This is a genomic window from Enterococcus sp. DIV2385 (assembly GCF_051711925.1).
Taxonomy (GTDB): Bacteria; Bacillota; Bacilli; order Lactobacillales; family Enterococcaceae; genus Enterococcus; species Enterococcus faecalis.
This window is the reverse complement of sequence record NZ_JBIONV010000001.1, coordinates 1,353,844-1,372,333: the sequence shown is the minus strand read 5'-3', so window position 1 is coordinate 1,372,333 and position 18,490 is coordinate 1,353,844. Positions and strand designations below refer to the sequence as shown.

Genomic DNA, 18,490 nt, shown 5'->3' with positions numbered 1-18,490 from the left:
TTCATTGCGTCCGTTTCCTTGTTTTTGCTTTACGTTGACTCTTTTAACTGTTTCGTCATTGTATAATCGGTATGGCGTTCATTTCCCATATAAAAATCATGTTCATCTGTTTTGACGAAGCCCAATGATTGATAAAATTTTTGCGCTGGATGATTATGTTCCCAAACACCTAACCAAACCGTCTCTTTTTCTGCTTCTTCTGCTAATTCAATTGCTTTCGTAATCAAATGTTTGCCTAAGCCTAAACGCTTAAAAGATTTACGAATATAAATGCGCTCAACTTGTAACGCTTGTGGATGTTGATAGGTAATCTGAGCATCACCGTGATTTAATTTCACATAACCTGCAAGTTCATTATTATAAAAAGCAAAGAAATATTGCGAATCTTTATGTAAGATTTCGCTTTCTAAAACTGCTGGACTAAATTTCCTCTCATAATGTGCCTGTAAATCCTCTTCGTTTTCGCCATCTCCATAAGTATCTGCAAAAGTCTCTTGGCAAATGGCCTCTAATTCTGGTACGTCTGCGACGGTACACTCTCTAATAAATACTGACATACTAAAACTCCTTTGTAGATTAAATCAACTGTTTAATTAAAATTAAACAAGGATTCCAAGCGTCCCATAATGTCGGAAAAACCTCAAGGCGCTTAAAACCCAATGATTCGTAAAAACGAATAGTATGATCGTACACGGAATAATTTCCTTCGTCAACTGTTTTGACTTGAATAAAAAAATAGTTATTTTTAGAATACGTTTCCACGCTTTCTATCAATAACTTGCCGATACCTTTGCGATAATACCGCTTTTTAACTGTCATACAATGGATTTCTACTGTATCTTTACTTGTTTCTGAAAGTGTTATAAAACCGAGTATTTTATTCTCTACATCCTTTGCCACCCACATAGGTAAAGTGCTAGCTATATCGATATACTTGCGGGTCTCTTTTTCAAGGCCAAACCATTCTGGAAGATTAAACAATACTTCTTGTGCTGCCTGAGTCTTTTTATCTGCATTTTTTTCCCTTATAATTGTAAATTCTTTCAATTTACAACCTCCTTTTTGTTTACATAACAAAATTATTGTATACCCAATCTTTTTTATTAAATAATAGCATAGGTAGTTTAAAAATGTAAGTTAGTCATTTATTCTTTATTATTTCCTTAAACCGACTCCTTTTCTCGCTAAATCTGCCCTTTCTTTATTTTTTTCTGTTAAACTAAACGTATTAAGTCTATGAGGAGCGTGCGTATATGGATTATCTGAACACCTACAAGCGGTTGCTAGCATTGGCGGATGCAGGTCTTTTTTACGGGAAAGATGCTTTTGATCAAGAACGTTACCAAGAACTACGAGAACTTACGTTACAACTTATTAGCGCAACCGGACCCGAAGCGACTGTTTTGCCCGACTTAGAAAAAATCTTAACTAAAGAGGAAGGTTATCCAACACCGAAAGTAGATGTTCGCGGTTTGATAAAAAAAGAGAATCGTTTTTTATTAGTTGAAGATTTACGGACCAAAGAATGGTCATTACCTGGTGGCTATGCCGAAATTGGCTGCTCCCCTAAAGAAAATATTGAAAAAGAAGTATTGGAAGAAACTGGCTTAGTTGTTACAGCAAAAGAATTGCTTGCTGTTTATGATACAGATAAACGAAAAGACATTCCTCAACTATTTCAGTACTATAAAATGATCTTTTCTTGTGAGATTTTAGAAAATCATCCCTTTGAAAAAAACATTGAAACCTCGAATTGTGCTTATTTTTCTTTAGATAATCTCCCCCCTCTTTCTATCAAACGAACAACGAAAGAGCAATTAATGGCATTAATGAACCAAACAACTGGAGCGCTTAGTGACTAACAAAAAGGATGAAGAACTTCTGTTCTTCATCCTTTTTCTATCATTATTAATTACATATTTTCTAAAGCGGCTTGGGCTAATAAGTTTAAGTAGTTCCAAGGGCGATCAAAATGTGGTTGGAAGAAGAAATCAGAAATCGCTAAATCTTCGACAGTCATTTTATTTTGGACCGCTAATGATAAAGTATTGGCAGATTGTGTGATATCATATTTAGACATCAATTGACCACCAACAATGCGTTGTGTTCCTTTTTCATAGACTAATTCCATCAGAACTTTTTCAGTTGTTGGCATAAACTCTGGACGATAGTTATCTTCGAAAACAGTTGCTTCGACATCTAGTCCGTTTAATTTGGCACTTTCTTTTGTCACACCTGTTGAACCAATTTTCCAACCGAATAAATATAAGCCAGAAGTTCCCTGTGTGCCACGATAAGCCAATTTTTGTTCAGTCAAATTACGACCTACTAGCATACCTTGACGAACAGCATTCGTTGCTAATGGGATATAATTTTTTGTTTGACTTGGGTTGTAGTGAACAACTGCACTATCACCCGCAGCAAAAATATCAGGATTGCTTGTTTGCATATACTCATTGACTTCAATTGCACCATTTGGTAACATGTCAACTTTATCTTTTAATAATTCTGTATTTGGACGGAAACCAACACACATAATCACCATATCTGCTTCGAATTCTTGACTTGGTGTAATGACTTTTGCTACTTTTCCTTGCTCATCTGCTACGAATTGTTGGACATTTTCACCTAAAGCTAAATTAACGCCACGATCAACTAATTCTTTTTCTAGAACATCTGTGAATGGCTTATCTAAATATTTATTTAAAATGCGGTCTAACCCGTCAACTAAAGTGACTTCTTTACCTGATTCTACAAAAGCTTCTACTAATTCAATACCAATATAACCGCCACCAACGACAACGACACGTTTGGCATCTTTCGCTTTTTCGATGATCACGTTGGCTTGTGAATAGTTCTTACATAATAAAATATTTTCAGCATCAATTCCTGGAATTGGTGGAATAATTGGCCAAGAACCAGTTGTCATCACTAATTTATCATAAGAAACGGTCTCAGTTGCGCCCGTTTGTAAGTTTTTCGCTGTAACAGTTTTGTCGTCCACGTTGATTTCTTCAACATTGTGTTCCATCTTCACTGTTGCTCCTAAAGAAGCCAGTTCTTCTGGATTTGAATAAAATAAATCAGCAGCATTTTTAACTACGCCTCCAACGTACAAGGCAATTCCGCAAGATAGGAAGGAAATATTGTCATTTCTTTCATATACAGTGACTTCCGCCTCCGGGTGATTTGCTAAAATACTTTTAACTGCTGAAGTTCCAGCATGGGTACATCCTACGACTACGACTTTCATGTTGTAAATCCCTTCTTTCACAATCTTTGTTTTGCAGAGGTGACGTCTCCCTCTGTCTGTTTAAAATATATCAGAGGAACCAAGCTTATTCGAGTTCTATGCTTGTGAATCGCATATAAAAAAATTCACAAACTGTTGCTAATTCTTAATAATAGCTAGTTAATTTTTTGTTTTTAAGAATTTAAAAGTCAATAACCACACAAAAAAACAAGCATAAGAGTGAAAACTCTTACGCTTGTGAAATTTGCCTAGACAAGTGACTTATCTTTTGATAAATTTTTAACAGTATGTAATTTTTTACACATTCTCCTGTTGTGCTTGTTGGCAATCTGGACATAATCCATATAATTCTAAACGATGTTCATTAATTTCGAAGCCTGTTAATTTACTAGCGGCCATTTCAACGTCCTCTAACCCTGGATAATGAAAATCAACGATTTTACCACATTTTTGACAAATCACGTGATAATGTTTCTTCGAACTAAAATCAAAACGACTAGATGCATCGCCATAACTCATTTCTTGAACGAAACCGATTTCAGTAAATAAACGTAGATTGTTGTAAACCGTTGCTACACTCATATTTGGAAAATGATCTTCTAGTGCGCGATAAATTTCATCAGCTGTTGGGTGTGTATGATTTTCGATTAAATATTCCAAGATAGCATAACGTTGCGGAGTAATTCGGATATTGGCTTCTTTTAATTCAGCAAGTGCATTTTTAACCAATACGTTGTCCATCTTTGTATCCCTCCCCTGTCTATCTTTCTTAAATAATACTATTTCTTATTACGATTGACAAGAATTATTGTAGGATTCTCGTGGAAAAAACGAGCATTTTACTAAACTAAGAGAAATGCTCGTTTTTTGGCGTGTTTTTTATTCTGGAAATTCGTAAAGAGCTGTCGAAAGATAACGTTCGCCGTTATCCGGAACCAGCGCTAAGACACGTTTGCCTGCGCCTAATTCAACTGCCAAATCAATGGCAGCTTTAATTGCTGCCCCTGCTGAGATCCCCACAAGGATGCCTTCTTTTGGCCCCATTAAACGAGCAGTTTCTAATGCGTCTTCACTAGAAACAGCGGCAACTTTTTGATAAACGGTGGTGTCTAAAACGTCTGGGACAAAACCAGCACCTATTCCTTGGATTTTATGTGGACCTGGTTCGCCACCTTCTAAAACAGGCGACTCCGTTGGTTCTACTGCAACAATTTCAATATCTGGAAAAATCCGTTTCAATTCATGGCCAACTCCTGTAACGGTTCCTCCAGTGCCAACACCAGAAACAAACGCATCTAAGCCACGTTTACTAAAGACATCAACAATTTCTTTTCCTGTTTTTTGTTCATGTACCATTGGATTAGCCGGATTATTAAATTGCAAAGGCATGAAGTACCCGTGTTCTTCTGCTAATGCTGTAGCTTTTGCAATTGCCCCTTTCATTCCTTCGGCACCAGGGGTTAATGATAGATCAGCCCCATATGCTTGCATTAATTTGCGGCGTTCAATGCTCATAGTATCTGGCATCACAATCTTAACTGGATATCCCAACGCAGCACCTACCATTGCTAACCCAATGCCTGTATTACCACTAGTCGGCTCAATAATCGTTTGTCCAGGTTTTAGGCGACCATCTGCTTCGGCTTGTTGGATCATGCTTAAAGCAATTCGATCTTTCACACTGCCACCAGGATTAAAGAACTCTAGTTTAACAAAAACATCTGCAGCTCCTTCTGGTACCATCCGTTTTAATTTCACAACTGGGCTTTGACCAATTAACTCTGTTACTGATTTTACATAACCTTTAGTCATAATCCTACATCCTCCAATTTTACAAACAATATAATAATTCTTTCTCTAAGCATAGCTCAAAAAAACGATTTCTACCAGAAAAACGAATTTTAGTTTGTGAAAAATTAAATAAAAAAACAGATTATGCTCATCAAATAATTGCTGCTAGCCCTACCTATTTTCACGATAAAAGACCTTACAAAAACTACTGCTTTTGTAAGGTCCTTCTTCAACTAAATAATTGCAAAATTAACCGATTTGGATGGTTTGACCCACCGATAAAACAGAATCCAATGTTAATCCATTTAGTGACATTAAATTATCAACTGTCGTTCCAAAACGTGCAGCAATGTCCCACAATGTGTCGCCGTTTGCGACAGTGTAACTTTGACTAGCTACAGTTTCTGCTGTTGCTGTTGCAGAAGCCGCTGTATCGATTGTTGTATCAACGGTTCCCGTTGTATCTGAATAACTAGTGGTTTGAGCGACTGGTGCTCCCCAATCATATTGAGTTAAATTATATGCTTCAATTAACCAATTCAATTTTTCGGCATAGCCTGGATCAGTTGCATAACTTCCAGCTAAAGCGGCTGTTGCATCGCGATAACTGCTAGTATTACTCTTCCAAACGCCTGAATAATGGTATGTATCCCCAAAAGCAGTGGAACGAATAACATTGGCATGATCTTGGAACGATTCCGCATAAGAATTATAACTTCTAAATGCTGCTGTGACGGTCACCCATTGTCCGTCTAAATATTCTTTTGTTGGCATATAAACAGATTGTCCATTATAACTTCCTTTTACACCAAACAAGTTATAGTTCGGTGCAGATGCTAACCCAGAACTACCATAACTACTTTCTAGCAACGCTTGAGCAATCATGACGGAAGCATACATATCATTGCTATTGGCAACGGCTGCTGCTGAATTTCCGATTTCATTAATAAATGCTTGCTGGCTAGATTCTGCTTGGGCAGGTACCGCAGCACCAACCACAGGTGCTAAAATCATTGAAGTCCCCGCAACGGCGGTAGCACGTTTATAAGCTTTTTGCTTTTTAAGAGCTTTTTGAATATGTTTACTACTTCTTGTTAACTGTTCGCTCATTCATTTTTCCTCCTCACTGTCTCACTTTTCTATTTTACCGTTAATTTCCTATTGAAACAAGAAATAAACGTATTAAATTTTGAGTTTTAAAATTTCTGTAATGTAATTGAAATCTTGTTTGTATTTAATTAACCCTCTTCACACTTGTGAAAACAACCACTTCTTCTTTTCAATTTGATGAGATTTTTGTTATTTATCCTCTTACTTTTCTTTATTTATTGTGATAAACTTTTTAATGGACTTGTCACTTTTTGAACAAACTTTATAAGAGAAGTCTGTTTTTGTAGTCAAAACAACTATTACCGAGTAGTTGTTGTATTACAAAATGAATTACATAGAAATGTAGGTGGTTAGATGAAGAAACAACAATCGGGTTTAACAAATCAAGTGACGTTTTTATTAGCGTTAACTTGCGGGGTTGTGGTCGCCAATATGTATTATATTCAACCAATTGGCACCCAAATTGCTCAGGCCTTTCAAGTCAGTATTGGTTCTATTGGTTTTGTTACTATGCTGACCCAATTAGGCTATGCGCTAGGATTACTTTTTCTTGTTCCATTAGGCGATGTCGTTGATCGCCGCAAATTAATCATTCGAGTAGCCGCGCTCTCCTCGCTGTCTCTAAGTGCTGCGTTTTTTGCACCAAGTTTTCTCCTTTTTGCACTCTCTTCTTTTTTTGTCGGGCTGCTCTCTATTGTCGCCCAAATTATTATTCCTTATGCTGCGGTCATGGCGGGACCAGCGAACCGTGGTAAAGTAACAGGTCGAATGCTGGGCGGACTATTGACAGGAATTTTATTGTCTCGAACGATCTCGGGTTTCATTGCTAGTGCAGCTTCTTGGCGAACAGTCTACTTAATCGCCGTAATATTCGTGTTAGCATTGGTCGTTCTACTTCAATTAAAATTGCCCAAAACAGTGATACATACTCAAACTTCAAATCGATTAACTTATTTGGGTTCTTTGAAAAGTCTTCCTAAGCTAATCAAATCGCAACCTTTGTTAAGAGAAGCAACTGTCAATGGCTTTTTTATGTTTGCAACCTTTTCAATCTTTTGGTCTACATTAATTTTCTTTGTTAGTAGTCCAGCTTATTATTGGGGACCGAAAGAAGTCGGTATTTTAGCAATTTTTGGGTTATCAGGGGCTTTTGTAGCACCCATCATTGGTCGTCTATCCGATTATTATCCAGAACGGAAGATTGTTTTGATTGGCCTGTTGATGCAGTTCGGTAGTTTTATCCTACTTTTTCTAGGTGGAACACATGTGGTCTTACTAATCTTAGCAATTATTGTTTTAGATATCGGTACTCAATTTGGGCAAGTAGCCAATCAAACACGCGTCCAAAATTTGGGAGAAGAAGCCAGCAATCGTAACAATACCGTCTTTATGTTTTTCTATTTCATCGGCGGTTCACTGGGTTCATTGATTGGTACATTAATGTGGCAAAACTATGGTTGGTCTGGTGTTACTTTAACTGGTATTGGGTTCCAATTGTTCGCATTATTTTTTCACTTTATGCTCTTTGCTCCCAAAAAGAAATGAAGCAAAAAAACCTGAATGCTTGTGATAGCATTCAGGTTTTTTAATCTTTATTTATAGTGATTTATAGGTATTAACCACATTTTCAGGAGTAAAGCCGAATTTTTCAAGAACTAGACCGCCAGGTGCAGAAGCGCCGAAGTGATCAATTGTAATTGTTTTGCCTTCCGTTCCTACATAGCGTTCCCAACCAAAGCTTGCTGCAGCTTCAATTGCCACACGTTTTGTCACAGCTTTAGGTAACACACTTTCTTTATATTCAGCAGATTGTTTTTCAAACAAATCAAAACTTGGCATTGACACGACAGATACATCGATGCCTTCTTCCGCTAATTTAGCTTGTGCTTCCACTGCTAGATTTACTTCAGAACCAGTCGCAATTAAAATCCCTGCTGGTTGTTCACCTTTTTGTGGTGACAATACATAAGCACCTTTTTGAACAGAATCAGAAGCGTGTTCTAACGTTCCTTCTAAAACAGGTAAGTTTTGACGACTTAGAACTAAAATAGTTGGTGTTTCCGTAGAAGTCATAGCAATTTTCCAAGCAGCAACAGTTTCATTGCCGTCTGCTGGACGAATCACATGAACATTTGGTATGCAACGAACACTTGCTAATTGCTCAATTGGTTCGTGTGTTGGCCCATCTTCACCCACCGCAACAGAGTCATGCGTTAAGACGTAAGTTACAGGAACTTTTTGTAAAGCGGCTAAACGGATTGCTGGACGTAAGTAGTCAGTAAAGACGAAGAATGTCCCGCCATAAACATGGCTACCACCGTGTAATTGAATCCCGTTCATTGCTGCAGCCATTGCAAATTCGCGAACACCAAACCAAATATTACGGCCTTCGTATTGACCAGGTTCGAAATCTTTTTCTGCAGCAACCATTGTATTATTTGAGGCAGATAAATCAGCTGAACCGCCCCAGAAACTTGGAACAACTTTTGAAATAGCTTGAATCGTTTCTTTACTTGTTACACGACTTGCGGCACTTGTTCCTAGTTCATATTTAGGTAATTCTTGTTCCCAACCTTCAGGTAATTGGTTGGCAAAAGCTTCTTTAAATTGTTTGGCTAATTCTGGATGCGCATGTTCATAGTTCTTAAACATCTCATTCCAAGCCTCTTCAGCTTTTTGGCCTTCGTCAATCATCGTTTCTTTAAAACGAGCAGCGACTTCCTCTGGCACAGTAAAGTCAGGGTATTCCCAACCATAAACAGCTTTAGCCGCTGTAATGCCCTCTTCACCAATTGGCGCGCCGTGAACGGAAGATGTTCCTTCTTTTGGTGCTCCGTAACCAATGACTGTTTTAACTTCAATCAGTGTTGGTTTATCTGTTTCAGCTTTAGCCGCTTCAATCGCAGCCTCTATTTCATCTAAATCATTGCCGTCTTTAACTAAAATATGTTGCCATCCGTATGCTTCATAACGAGCCCCAACATTTTCAGTAAAGGCTTTAGAAGTTGGTCCATCTAATGAGATGTCATTTGAATCGTACAAGACAATTAATTTACCTAATTTCATATGACCAGCCATTGAACTTGCTTCTTGAGAAACACCTTCCATTAAATCGCCGTCACCACAAATTGCGTACGTGTAATGATCCATAATAGGGAAACTATCACGATTATAAGTTGCAGCTAAATGCGCTTCAGCCATTGCCATACCAACAGCCATAGCAATCCCTTGTCCTAGAGGTCCTGTTGTTGCTTCAACACCATCTGTGTGGTGCACTTCTGGATGCCCTGGTGTTTTACTATCCCATTGACGGAAATTTTTCAAATCGTCAATTGTTACGTTGTATCCTGATAGATGTAATAAGCTGTACAACATTGCAGAGCCGTGGCCTGCTGAAAGTACAAAACGATCACGATCAACCCAGTTTCTAGAAGTTGTTGGGTTCACCTTTAAATGTTTTGTCCAAAGTGCATACGCCATTGGGGCAGCACCCATTGGTAAACCAGGATGTCCTGAGTTCGCTTTTTGTACGGCTTCAATACTTAATGTCCGGATTGTATTAACGCCCAATTGATCTGTCTTGTCAAACAAAAAAATCATCTCCTAATTTAGGTTTTTTTTACCTTTATTCATAGTGTAGCTTATTTCGACAATGAAAGCAATTACTTTCTGTTGTGAAGTCCTTTTTCACGTTGAATTTGTTTTAGTTTTTCAGGAGTCACATCGGTCCCTTCTTGATCCACGACCTTCATTCCTTCGATATGGTGACGCATCCCTCCACGAAATGCTTCTAAATACTCTTTACGTAATTCTTGTTGTTCGACTTTTTCTTTCGCACTAAGTTCTTCCACTTTTGCTTTATTCGCTAATTCATTTATACGGGCAATTTTTTCTTTCGATAACATCAAAATCCCTCCTTACTCTCACTGTCTATATTATAAGAACTGCCTTAAAAAAACAACTATATTCTGATATTTATAAAACACGAACGCTTGTTTGATTTCGTTCGCATTTTATGGTACACTAATTTTATCAATTGAAAGAAGGTGCGGGTTTTGGCGAAACGTACAGAAACAAGACAATTAGAAGTACTTAAATATATATACGAACAAGTCGAATTAAAGGGCTATCCGCCAACCGTTCGCGAAATTGGGAAGGCTGTTGATTTATCCTCAACTTCTACCGTTCACGGACATTTAGCTCGTCTTGAAAAAAAGGGTCTAATCTTACGTGACCCAACAAAACCGCGAGCAATCGAATTAACACCAGAAGGATTGGAAAAGATCGGAATTAAACCGACAACTATTCCGATGTTAGGTGTCGTAACTGCTGGTGAACCAATTTTAGCGGTGGAAGAAGCATCAGATTTCTTCCCGTTACCTCCTGATTTACGTACAGAAGAAAATGCTTTATTTATGTTGACGATTCGAGGAGAAAGTATGATTAACGCAGGTATTCTAGATGGCGACCAAGTGATTGTTCGTAAGCAATCGAATGCCAATAATGGCGACATCGTAATCGCAATGACCGATGAAGATGAAGCAACCTGTAAACGATTCTTCCGAGAAGTAGATCATATCCGCTTGCAGCCTGAAAATGATGCATTAGCGCCTATTCTTTTAGATAACGTTACAATTTTAGGTAAAGTTGTTGGTTTATATCGCAATCATATTTAATAAAAAAAGGAAGTCACTCCGTTGAGCGGCTTCCTTTTTTGCTTGTTAACAAGTGAATAGCCTTTTGGGCTTCCTCGATAACCTCTTCTTCAGTTTCTACAGAAAGTAGATAATTTAAAGCTTCTAAACTTTGCTCGGGTTCTCTTTTTGCGAGCTGACCTAACGACCAAGCAGCTGTTCCGCGAATGACAGGACGCTGATCATTTAAACAGAGAATAATTTGTGGGATAGCTTCACGGCCGCCCAAATTCGCTAACGCAATTAAAGCATTCCGTTGCAATGGTTTTTTACCACGCCAAGAGCCTGCTAAGTGTCCGAATTGCTGTTTAAACTCTTTATTGGAAATAGTTAATAACGGTGCTAATTTGGGATAAACTTCTTCAATCTTTGGTTCCATCTCTTCATGAAAATGAAAATCTTTTCCTTTATTATAAGGGCAAACCAGCTGACAAATGTCGCAACCATAAATGACGTTACGCATTTTTTTTCGATACTCTTCAGGCATCATGCCTTTTGTTTGCGTTTGATAAGACAAACATTTTTGAGCATTCATTCGACCGTCCCCTAACAAAGCCCCTGTAGGACACCCTGTGATACAACGAGTACAATCACCGCAACCATTTGGAACAGGTTCATCTGGTTCAAATTGAATGTTGGTGGTCACCTCACCTAAATATACAAAGGAACCAAATTCTTCGGTAATCAGTAGACCATTTTTACCAATGAATCCTAAACCCGCCCGCTGAGCAACAGCGGTGTCAACATATTCGCCAGTATCTACTTGTGGCCGAAAGCGCCAGTGTTCTTTTTCTGCTTCAGTGGCAGCTTGCTCTTCAATAAAAGCAATTAATTTTTGCAACCGATCCTGCAAAATGTGATGATAATCAATTCCCCAAGAGGCTCGCGCAAATTGTCCACGCTTTTCATCTCTAGGCATTTTTTCCTGAGCTTTGGTGGGATAAGCTAAAGCAATGGAGATAATACTTTTAGGATGCTCAAACGTTTTTTCTGGGTAAATTCGTTCTTCCACATTTTGATGTTCAAATCCCGAGTTATATCCTCGCTCTCGTTGTTCATGCAGAGAATCTTCTAATTCAATAAATGGTTCAGCATGAGTAAAGCCGATTTTATCGATGCCTAAACGTTGACTCTCTTGAATAATTTTTTCTTTCAATGTCGGCATTGCTCATGCCTCCCTTCATTTTATTATTTATCGTTTCGATGATACGTTTCATAGTCATGTGCATAGAGATTTTTCTCGTCCACGACGCCGGGAACAGTGGCAACTTTTTCCCAAACAGACCAGTCGATTTCTGGAAAGAAGGTGTCGCCTTCAAATGTTTCATGAATCATCGTCCGATATAAGACATCGCATGCGGGAATCAGTTCTTTAAAAACGACAGAACCTCCACCAATAACGGTCACGCCTTCATAGTTGTCAGCATACGCAAGAATCTCCTCTACGGAATGCATAACCAAAACGCCTTCAGCTTGGTAATCCGGATTACTGGTAAGAACAATCGTTGTTCGATTTGGTAACGGACGACATCCCATGCCTTCGAAAGTTGCACGTCCTAAGACCAATGTATTATGAATTGTTTTTTCCTTGAAAAATTTCAAGTCGTTGGGTAAATGCCAAGGCAATTTGCCTTCTTTACCAATCACTCCTTGTTCATCTTGGGCCCAAATGGCTGCTAACATAGCTTCTCTCTCCTTTTTTATACGGCAATCGGCGCTTTAATCGTTGGATGTGGGTCATAGCCTTCTACTTTAATATCTTCCATATCAAAATCAAAAACAGAAGCCTTGTCTGGATTCAAAACGAGCGTTGGGAAAGAACGAACTTCTCGTGATAATTGTTCTTGCATTTGCTCCACATGATTTTGATATAAGTGGGCATCTCCTAGCGTGTGTACAAACTCCCCCACTTCTAAACCTGTTTCATGTGCAATCAGATGTGTCAATAAAGCATAGCTTGCAATGTTAAAAGGAACACCTAAAAAAACATCGGCACTGCGCTGATAAAGTTGACAGCTTAATTTTCCTTCATTTACATAAAATTGAAACATAGTGTGACAAGGCGGCAACGCCATTGAAGGCACATCTTCTGGATTCCAAGCGGAAACAATTAAACGGCGAGAATCAGGATTGGTTTTAATCATTTCAATCACATTAGCTAATTGATCGATAAAGCTACCATCTTTGGTTTCCCAGTGACGCCATTGTGCACCATAAATATTCCCTAATTCACCATATTTTTCTGCAAACTCTGCATCATTTAAAATGGTGTCACAGAACTTTTGATGTTCTTCTTTGTATTGTTCTGCAAACGCTGGATCTTGTAAGACACGATGCCCAAAATCCGTCATGTCTGGTCCTTGATAATCTGCGCTTTTTACGTAACGTTCGAACGCCCATTCATCCCAAATATGATTATTTCGCTCTAACAAATAGCGAATATTCGTGTCGCCTTTTAAAAACCACAATAACTCACTTTTAATCAAGCCAAACGGTACTCGTTTGGTTGTTAGTAAGGGAAATCCTTTGGCCAAATCAAAACGCATTTGATAGCCAAATAAACTATACGTCCCAGTTCCTGTACGGTCTTCTTTAAAATGACCTTCTTCTAAAATCTTTTTTCCTAGCGCTAAGTATGCTTCTTCCATCTTATTCCCTCCGTCTCTTAATCCGCGTATTCACTCAAGTATTCCCAACGATTCATTTTTTCTTCTAACAATTGTTCCGTTGCTGTTACCGCTTCTTGTAGTTCTTGTAAACGAACAAAATCATCACCCTGATGATTCATTTCTTCAGTTAATGTTTCTAATTTCGTTTCTAATTGTGTGATGTCTTCTTCAATTGTTGCCCACTCTTTTTGTTCCATATAAGTCAGCTTTGTTTTTTCTTTCTTTTCTGTCGATGCTTCTTTTACTGGTTTATTGAGCGGTTTTTCTTTGACCTTTTCTTGTTCTTTTTGGTTCGCCAAATATTCACTCATCGTGCCATAAAATGATAGGATCTGACCATTTCCTTGAAAAACTAACAATTTATCCATTGTTTTATCCAAGAAATAACGGTCATGAGAAACCGCAATTACCGCTCCTTTAAACGTTTGGATATAATCTTCTAAAATGGTCAACGTATCAATGTCCAAATCGTTGGTTGGTTCATCCAATAATAACACGTTAGGCTGACTAATTAATAATTTTAAGAGATATAACCGGCGTTTTTCTCCACCAGACAGTTTGCCAATCAGTGTGCCATGCATAAAACGAGGAAATAAAAAGCGCTCTAACATTTCAGCGACCCCAACGCTGCTTCCATCACTGCGTTTCACTTCTTCTGCTGCTTCTTGCAAATAAGCAATCATCCGTTGATTAGGATCCATTTCTTCGTTTTGCTGGGTATAATAGCCAATTCGGACGGTTTCACCGATACTATATAGACCACTCTCTAAAGGAATGCGGCCAGCTAAAATATTTAATAATGTGGATTTGCCTGCACCGTTTTTACCAGTAATGCCAATTCGATCGTTTGCTTGAATGAGTAAATTAAAGTCTTTCAAAAGCTGTTTATGATCAATGGCATAATTTCCTTCCTTGATTTCCAGAACTTTTTTCCCTAAACGCTGCGTGGCAAAGTCTGCTTCTAAGGTGCCATTGGTTTGTACCTGATGCAAGTTTTCTTTTAAATCCTGAAACCGATCAATTCTTGCTTGTTGTTTCGTTCCTCGTGCTTGAACGCCTGCTCGCATCCACGCAAGTTCTTGTTTGAAGAGGCGTTTTCTTTTTTCTTCTTGTTCTACAGCGACACGTTCACGTTCGGCTTTTTCCATCACATACGTTTCATAGTTTCCTTTGTATTCATACAGTTTTCCAAAAGAAAGTTCGAAAATCCGATTGGTTACTCGATCTAAAAAGTAGCGGTCATGGGTCACCATTAAAACCGCGCCACGATAGTTATTTAAAAAGTTTTCCAGCCATTCAATCGTTTCATAATCCAGATGGTTCGTTGGTTCATCCAATAACAGTAAATCAGGCGCTTCAATTAAGACTTGCGCCAAGCTTACTCGTTTTAACTGCCCACCAGAAAGCTCACCTATTTTCTTTTCCAATGTGGGAATGCCTAATTTTTGTAAAATAATTTTTGCATTGGTATCTGCTGTCCAAGCATCTTGTTTATTCATGGCTTCTTCTGCTTGCGTGTAACGTCTTTGAACCCCTTCGTCTAAACCATTCTCACTTAAAGCAGCTAACGCTAATTCATAATTTTTGACTGCTTTTATGATCGGGCTGTCTCCCTGAAACACGGCTTCTGCAATCGTAATATTCTCGTTAAATGTTTGATTCTGGGAAAGGTACCCAATTTGATAATCACTTGGCTGCTGAATCGCAGCAAGATCACCATCACCGCTATCTACGCCAGCAATAATATTTAATAAACTGGTTTTCCCTGTGCCGTTAATCCCAATTAAACCAATGCGATCTTTTTCATGAATCAAAAAAGAAAGATGATCAAATAGTGTTTTTTCCCCATATGTTTTGGTTAAATCTGTTACTTTTAATTCTTTCACCGACACTACCAACTCCTTCTATTTTGGTCTTGCTTATTGTATCAAAAATTGGATTATAAAAAAAGTGCATGAGATAAAAATCGTCTTGGTTTCATCTCATACACTATTACTTATTCTTTATTAAAATTTTTAACAAATCGTTTCAGCGGAACGTTATTCACTTCGCCGCTAATCGAATAACTCTCTAATAAATTGACATTTTTTCGTAACTCGTTCGCTTCGATAATTGAAATGCGTTCAGATTGTTCGTAATGATCAATCATCCGTCGTTCTTCTTGGAAGCCTAATAATAGGTCTTTGACATAGTCTGTCTCCGTATGAACAATATACGAATCAATAAATTCGCCTTTTTCAAACTTATGGGCTAAATCCAAGCGTCCGTCAATGAAGAAATCAATTAAATCATCATCATAGACACCGCGCAAATTATCTAAACTCTTCAGAATAACTTGAGAATTTCTTAGAAAAACTTGGCGAATATTTTCTAGTTCTTCATTTCGTAATTCTTTTTCTTCTTCAGAAGCTTCACCACGATTGAAAAATAGCTTAGGATGTAAAAGAATCGAAATGATTTGTCGAGCAAATAATAACCAAAAGCCTACAATCGATAATAATTGTTTGGCAATCGACCGTTGCATCCGTGTAATCAAGCGTTGATACATACGATAACTTCTGACACTAATTTCTCCTTGTTTCAGACTTTCTTCTAAGCCGTCTCGTTCAATGGACACAATTAACGTCCGCAACTCTTGCACTTCTTGTTTTCGTTCTGCACTTAGCTGCTCGGTATACAATTCTTTTAAACGATCTTGATAATTTTCAATGACCGCATTCATTTCACCACGAGGATTCTCTTCATTTTGCTGTTTTAAGACATCAATGACATCACGTAATAAATCAATTTCGACTGACTCTTCATTTTCCACTTCCGTCTCTGAATCAGTTAAAAATGGTAAAACTAGAATCCCGCCAATCAGAGTCACCAAAATAACACAAGCCGTAATGAATAGTAATAACGGTCGTTCTTTAAAATGCTCGCCGTTAATCGCCGTTGGCAAAATAAAGATGGTGGCTAAACTCACTGTTCCTTTAACACCGCCAAAAGTTAAAATCAGCATTTCATTCATTGCGTTTTTAACTTTCTTAAGGCCATGTTGAAGCGTGTAAACACTGAAAATGGCTAAGAAACGAATCAAAAAGACAACGGCGCTAATAATTAGAACAACCATTAGTAGGAACCAGTTTGAATATTGTTGGTCAATCCAAATTGGCGAAAACACTTGAGAAAGTTCAATTCCTAAGAATAAGAAAACTAAGGCATTTAAAGTGAACTCAATCATACTCCAAATACTTTCGCCAACATTTGACAGCTCTGCTTCAAAAAGCGAAACTTTTTTCAAACTAGACGCTTGCATAATTCCAGCAATCACAGCGGCAATAATTCCAGAAACGCCAATCAACTCTGAAATTAAATAAGCAATAAATGGCAAGAGTAATTCAATCAACAAGTAGCCTGTAACATCTTTTGCCACTGCAGTTTCAAGTAAATGAACAATTTGCTGTTTTAATAGAACTAACACGATTCCGACTACCGCTCCACCAATACTGGAAATAACCAAGGTCCCTGCCGCTTCCACCGGCGAAAATGACCCCGTTAATAAAGCCGCTAATGCAAATTGAAAGGCTGTAACGCCTGATGCATCATTAATGAGTCCTTCACCAGATAAAATGTTCATCGAACGTTCAGGAATGTCAATTCGACCTGATAACGAACCTACCGCCACCGCATCCGTTGGCCCTAGAGCCGCTCCAAAAGCGAAGCAAGCGGCTAATGGTAAAGTAGGCAAAATCATATGCAGGGTCCAGCCGACTCCGACTAAGGTAATTAACACACCAAAAAAGGCCAAGAAAAGAATCATCCCGAAATTTTTCATCATTGCTTTCAGATTGATTAGCTCCCCTTCTCTAAATAAAAGCGGTGCAATAATCATTACTAAAAACACTTCAGGCTCAAATTCAATTTCCTGCCCCATTTTAGTTAAACCAATTAGAACGCCTACAATAATTTGCACAATTGGCAGCGGAATGACGGGAACAATCCGGTTGAATATGTTTGAGAAGGTAATAGACAGTGCAAAAACAATGATTAGAAAGGTAAATTCCATCCTATCATTCCCTTCTATATTAAATTTTTATTGACTTACCGATCAAAACATTTAAGTAATTTTTTCTTTTTAAGAATAATTTTCTTTTCGACTTCTTCTAACTCAGAACTGCGTTCGCAAAGTTCCAATTGAGCGCGTCGTGCTTCTAAACGAAGAAGTTCTCCTTTAATTAATTCAATTTTTTTGTAGCGTAAGAAATTTTTCTTTTGCATACGTTCTGCAAAGTGTTGTCGTTTTTCTTCAGGGATTGCTTGATATTTCTTTTTCAAGTCAGCGACACACTTTTCAAATTCTTCACTCACCGAAACAACTTCCTTCCAAAATTTAATCTGACTAATTATAACAAATTTTACCAAAAGTACAAGCAAAATTGCTTTCTTTTTTTCAAAAGAAATTCAGACAAAACTTAACGCGGGAAAAGCTGATTTCTAGGAGCTGAACATGGTTAATCTTCATTAACAATAATATCAATTTCTGCCTCTTCATTCATCCGTGTTGAAAGAAAAAGAACCATTTCTTCTAGTGGCGCAGAAAAGCGTAAAACCACCCCTCTTCTGCCTTTTTTTAAATACCCTAAACGAATACCGTTCGGCTTTTGAACAAGGACAATCTTTTCGATATCTTTAAAGGCCGTGCCCCGATTGTCAAAAGGATGCGTAATAATACAGTCCTCCGCAAAACCTCTTGCATCGTAAAGAAAACTGAAGATAATCAAAATATATAACACACTTCGAATCATTTCAATTTTATCTCCTGCCGAAAATGCATTGGCCAGAATCATTAAACTAAAAAAAGCAACTAAATATTTTGTTGTAGGATGTTTTGCAGCCGGAATTACAATACTTTTACGTACGAAGTAAAAGTAACCATACATAACGACGACAAATAAAAATAGCAATAACGTAAATCCATCGATAATCAC

General features: G+C 37.9%; 18 protein-coding genes. 3 read left to right on the top strand and 15 right to left on the bottom strand.

Annotated elements, in window-relative coordinates; genetic code table 11:
• Positions 1–29: 29 nt before the first annotated feature.
• Entirely contained in the window at positions 30–557 is a 528-nt protein-coding gene (locus tag IGM04_RS06760; protein ID WP_002357555.1) for a GNAT family N-acetyltransferase, read from the bottom strand.
• Positions 558–576: 19 nt separating this feature from the next.
• Entirely contained in the window at positions 577–1,077 is a 501-nt protein-coding gene (locus IGM04_RS06755) for a GNAT family N-acetyltransferase (protein WP_086317888.1), read from the bottom strand.
• 176 nt (positions 1,078–1,253) lie between these two features.
• Between IGM04_RS06755 and IGM04_RS06750 the strand changes: the two genes are divergently transcribed.
• Entirely contained in the window at positions 1,254–1,862 is a 609-nt protein-coding gene (locus tag IGM04_RS06750) for an NUDIX hydrolase N-terminal domain-containing protein (RefSeq protein ID WP_002363964.1), read from the top strand.
• Between the two features lie 50 nt (positions 1,863–1,912).
• Here IGM04_RS06750 and IGM04_RS06745 read toward each other — a convergent pair whose 3' ends face one another.
• From IGM04_RS06745 to IGM04_RS06730, 4 genes are all read right to left on the bottom strand, one after another.
• A complete protein-coding gene (locus IGM04_RS06745) occupies positions 1,913–3,253 on the bottom strand; it encodes an NADH oxidase (protein ID WP_002369384.1) in 1,341 nt (446 codons plus the stop codon).
• A 297-nt stretch (positions 3,254–3,550) separates the two neighbouring features.
• On the bottom strand, positions 3,551–3,994 hold the full coding sequence (locus tag IGM04_RS06740; protein ID WP_002357560.1) for a Fur family transcriptional regulator: 444 nt from the start codon (positions 3,992–3,994) through the stop codon (positions 3,551–3,553).
• Positions 3,995–4,132: 138 nt separating this feature from the next.
• Positions 4,133–5,065 (bottom strand): cysteine synthase A, encoded by a 933-nt coding sequence (gene cysK, locus IGM04_RS06735; protein WP_086317887.1) that lies wholly within the window; start codon positions 5,063–5,065, stop codon positions 4,133–4,135.
• Positions 5,066–5,293: 228 nt separating this feature from the next.
• Positions 5,294–6,154 (bottom strand): glucosaminidase domain-containing protein, encoded by an 861-nt coding sequence (locus IGM04_RS06730; RefSeq protein ID WP_002357562.1) that lies wholly within the window; start codon positions 6,152–6,154, stop codon positions 5,294–5,296.
• A 354-nt stretch (positions 6,155–6,508) separates the two neighbouring features.
• Here IGM04_RS06730 and IGM04_RS06725 point away from each other — a divergent pair, with 354 nt between their 5' ends.
• A complete protein-coding gene (locus IGM04_RS06725; protein ID WP_086317886.1) occupies positions 6,509–7,699 on the top strand; it encodes an MFS transporter in 1,191 nt (396 codons plus the stop codon).
• Between the two features lie 51 nt (positions 7,700–7,750).
• Here the strand turns inward: IGM04_RS06725 and tkt are convergent, their stop codons facing one another.
• Both tkt and IGM04_RS06715 read right to left on the bottom strand, forming a co-directional pair.
• On the bottom strand, positions 7,751–9,745 hold the full coding sequence (gene tkt / locus IGM04_RS06720; protein ID WP_002360299.1) for a transketolase: 1,995 nt from the start codon (positions 9,743–9,745) through the stop codon (positions 7,751–7,753).
• 71 nt (positions 9,746–9,816) lie between these two features.
• A complete protein-coding gene (locus IGM04_RS06715; protein ID WP_002384502.1) occupies positions 9,817–10,059 on the bottom strand; it encodes a DUF896 family protein in 243 nt (80 codons plus the stop codon).
• A gap of 150 nt (positions 10,060–10,209) precedes the next feature.
• Here IGM04_RS06715 and lexA point away from each other — a divergent pair, with 150 nt between their 5' ends.
• On the top strand, positions 10,210–10,830 hold the full coding sequence (gene lexA, locus IGM04_RS06710) for a transcriptional repressor LexA (protein WP_179189120.1): 621 nt from the start codon (positions 10,210–10,212) through the stop codon (positions 10,828–10,830).
• A gap of 13 nt (positions 10,831–10,843) precedes the next feature.
• Here the strand turns inward: lexA and queG are convergent, their stop codons facing one another.
• The 7 genes from queG to IGM04_RS06675 form a co-directional block, all read right to left on the bottom strand.
• Positions 10,844–12,013 carry a tRNA epoxyqueuosine(34) reductase QueG gene (gene queG / locus IGM04_RS06705; RefSeq protein WP_002366694.1) on the bottom strand — a complete coding sequence of 390 codons (1,170 nt, stop codon included), beginning with the start codon at positions 12,011–12,013 and terminating at the stop codon, positions 10,844–10,846.
• 23 nt (positions 12,014–12,036) lie between these two features.
• A complete protein-coding gene (dfr, locus tag IGM04_RS06700; protein ID WP_002357568.1) occupies positions 12,037–12,531 on the bottom strand; it encodes a trimethoprim-sensitive dihydrofolate reductase in 495 nt (164 codons plus the stop codon).
• Positions 12,532–12,548: 17 nt separating this feature from the next.
• The gene (locus IGM04_RS06695; RefSeq protein ID WP_002384508.1) at positions 12,549–13,496 is read right to left on the bottom strand and encodes a thymidylate synthase; all 948 of its coding nucleotides are present in this window, start codon (positions 13,494–13,496) and stop codon (positions 12,549–12,551) included.
• Positions 13,497–13,513: 17 nt separating this feature from the next.
• Positions 13,514–15,403, bottom strand: a complete 1,890-nt coding sequence (locus tag IGM04_RS06690) for an ABC-F family ATP-binding cassette domain-containing protein (protein ID WP_179189119.1) — start codon at positions 15,401–15,403, stop codon at positions 13,514–13,516.
• A 110-nt stretch (positions 15,404–15,513) separates the two neighbouring features.
• Positions 15,514–17,568, bottom strand: a complete 2,055-nt coding sequence (locus IGM04_RS06685; RefSeq protein WP_002360309.1) for a cation:proton antiporter — start codon at positions 17,566–17,568, stop codon at positions 15,514–15,516.
• A gap of 35 nt (positions 17,569–17,603) precedes the next feature.
• On the bottom strand, positions 17,604–17,936 hold the full coding sequence (locus IGM04_RS06680) for an ACP phosphodiesterase (RefSeq protein WP_002357572.1): 333 nt from the start codon (positions 17,934–17,936) through the stop codon (positions 17,604–17,606).
• 77 nt (positions 17,937–18,013) lie between these two features.
• The gene (locus tag IGM04_RS06675) at positions 18,014–18,490 is read right to left on the bottom strand and encodes a hypothetical protein (protein ID WP_002369392.1); all 477 of its coding nucleotides are present in this window, start codon (positions 18,488–18,490) and stop codon (positions 18,014–18,016) included.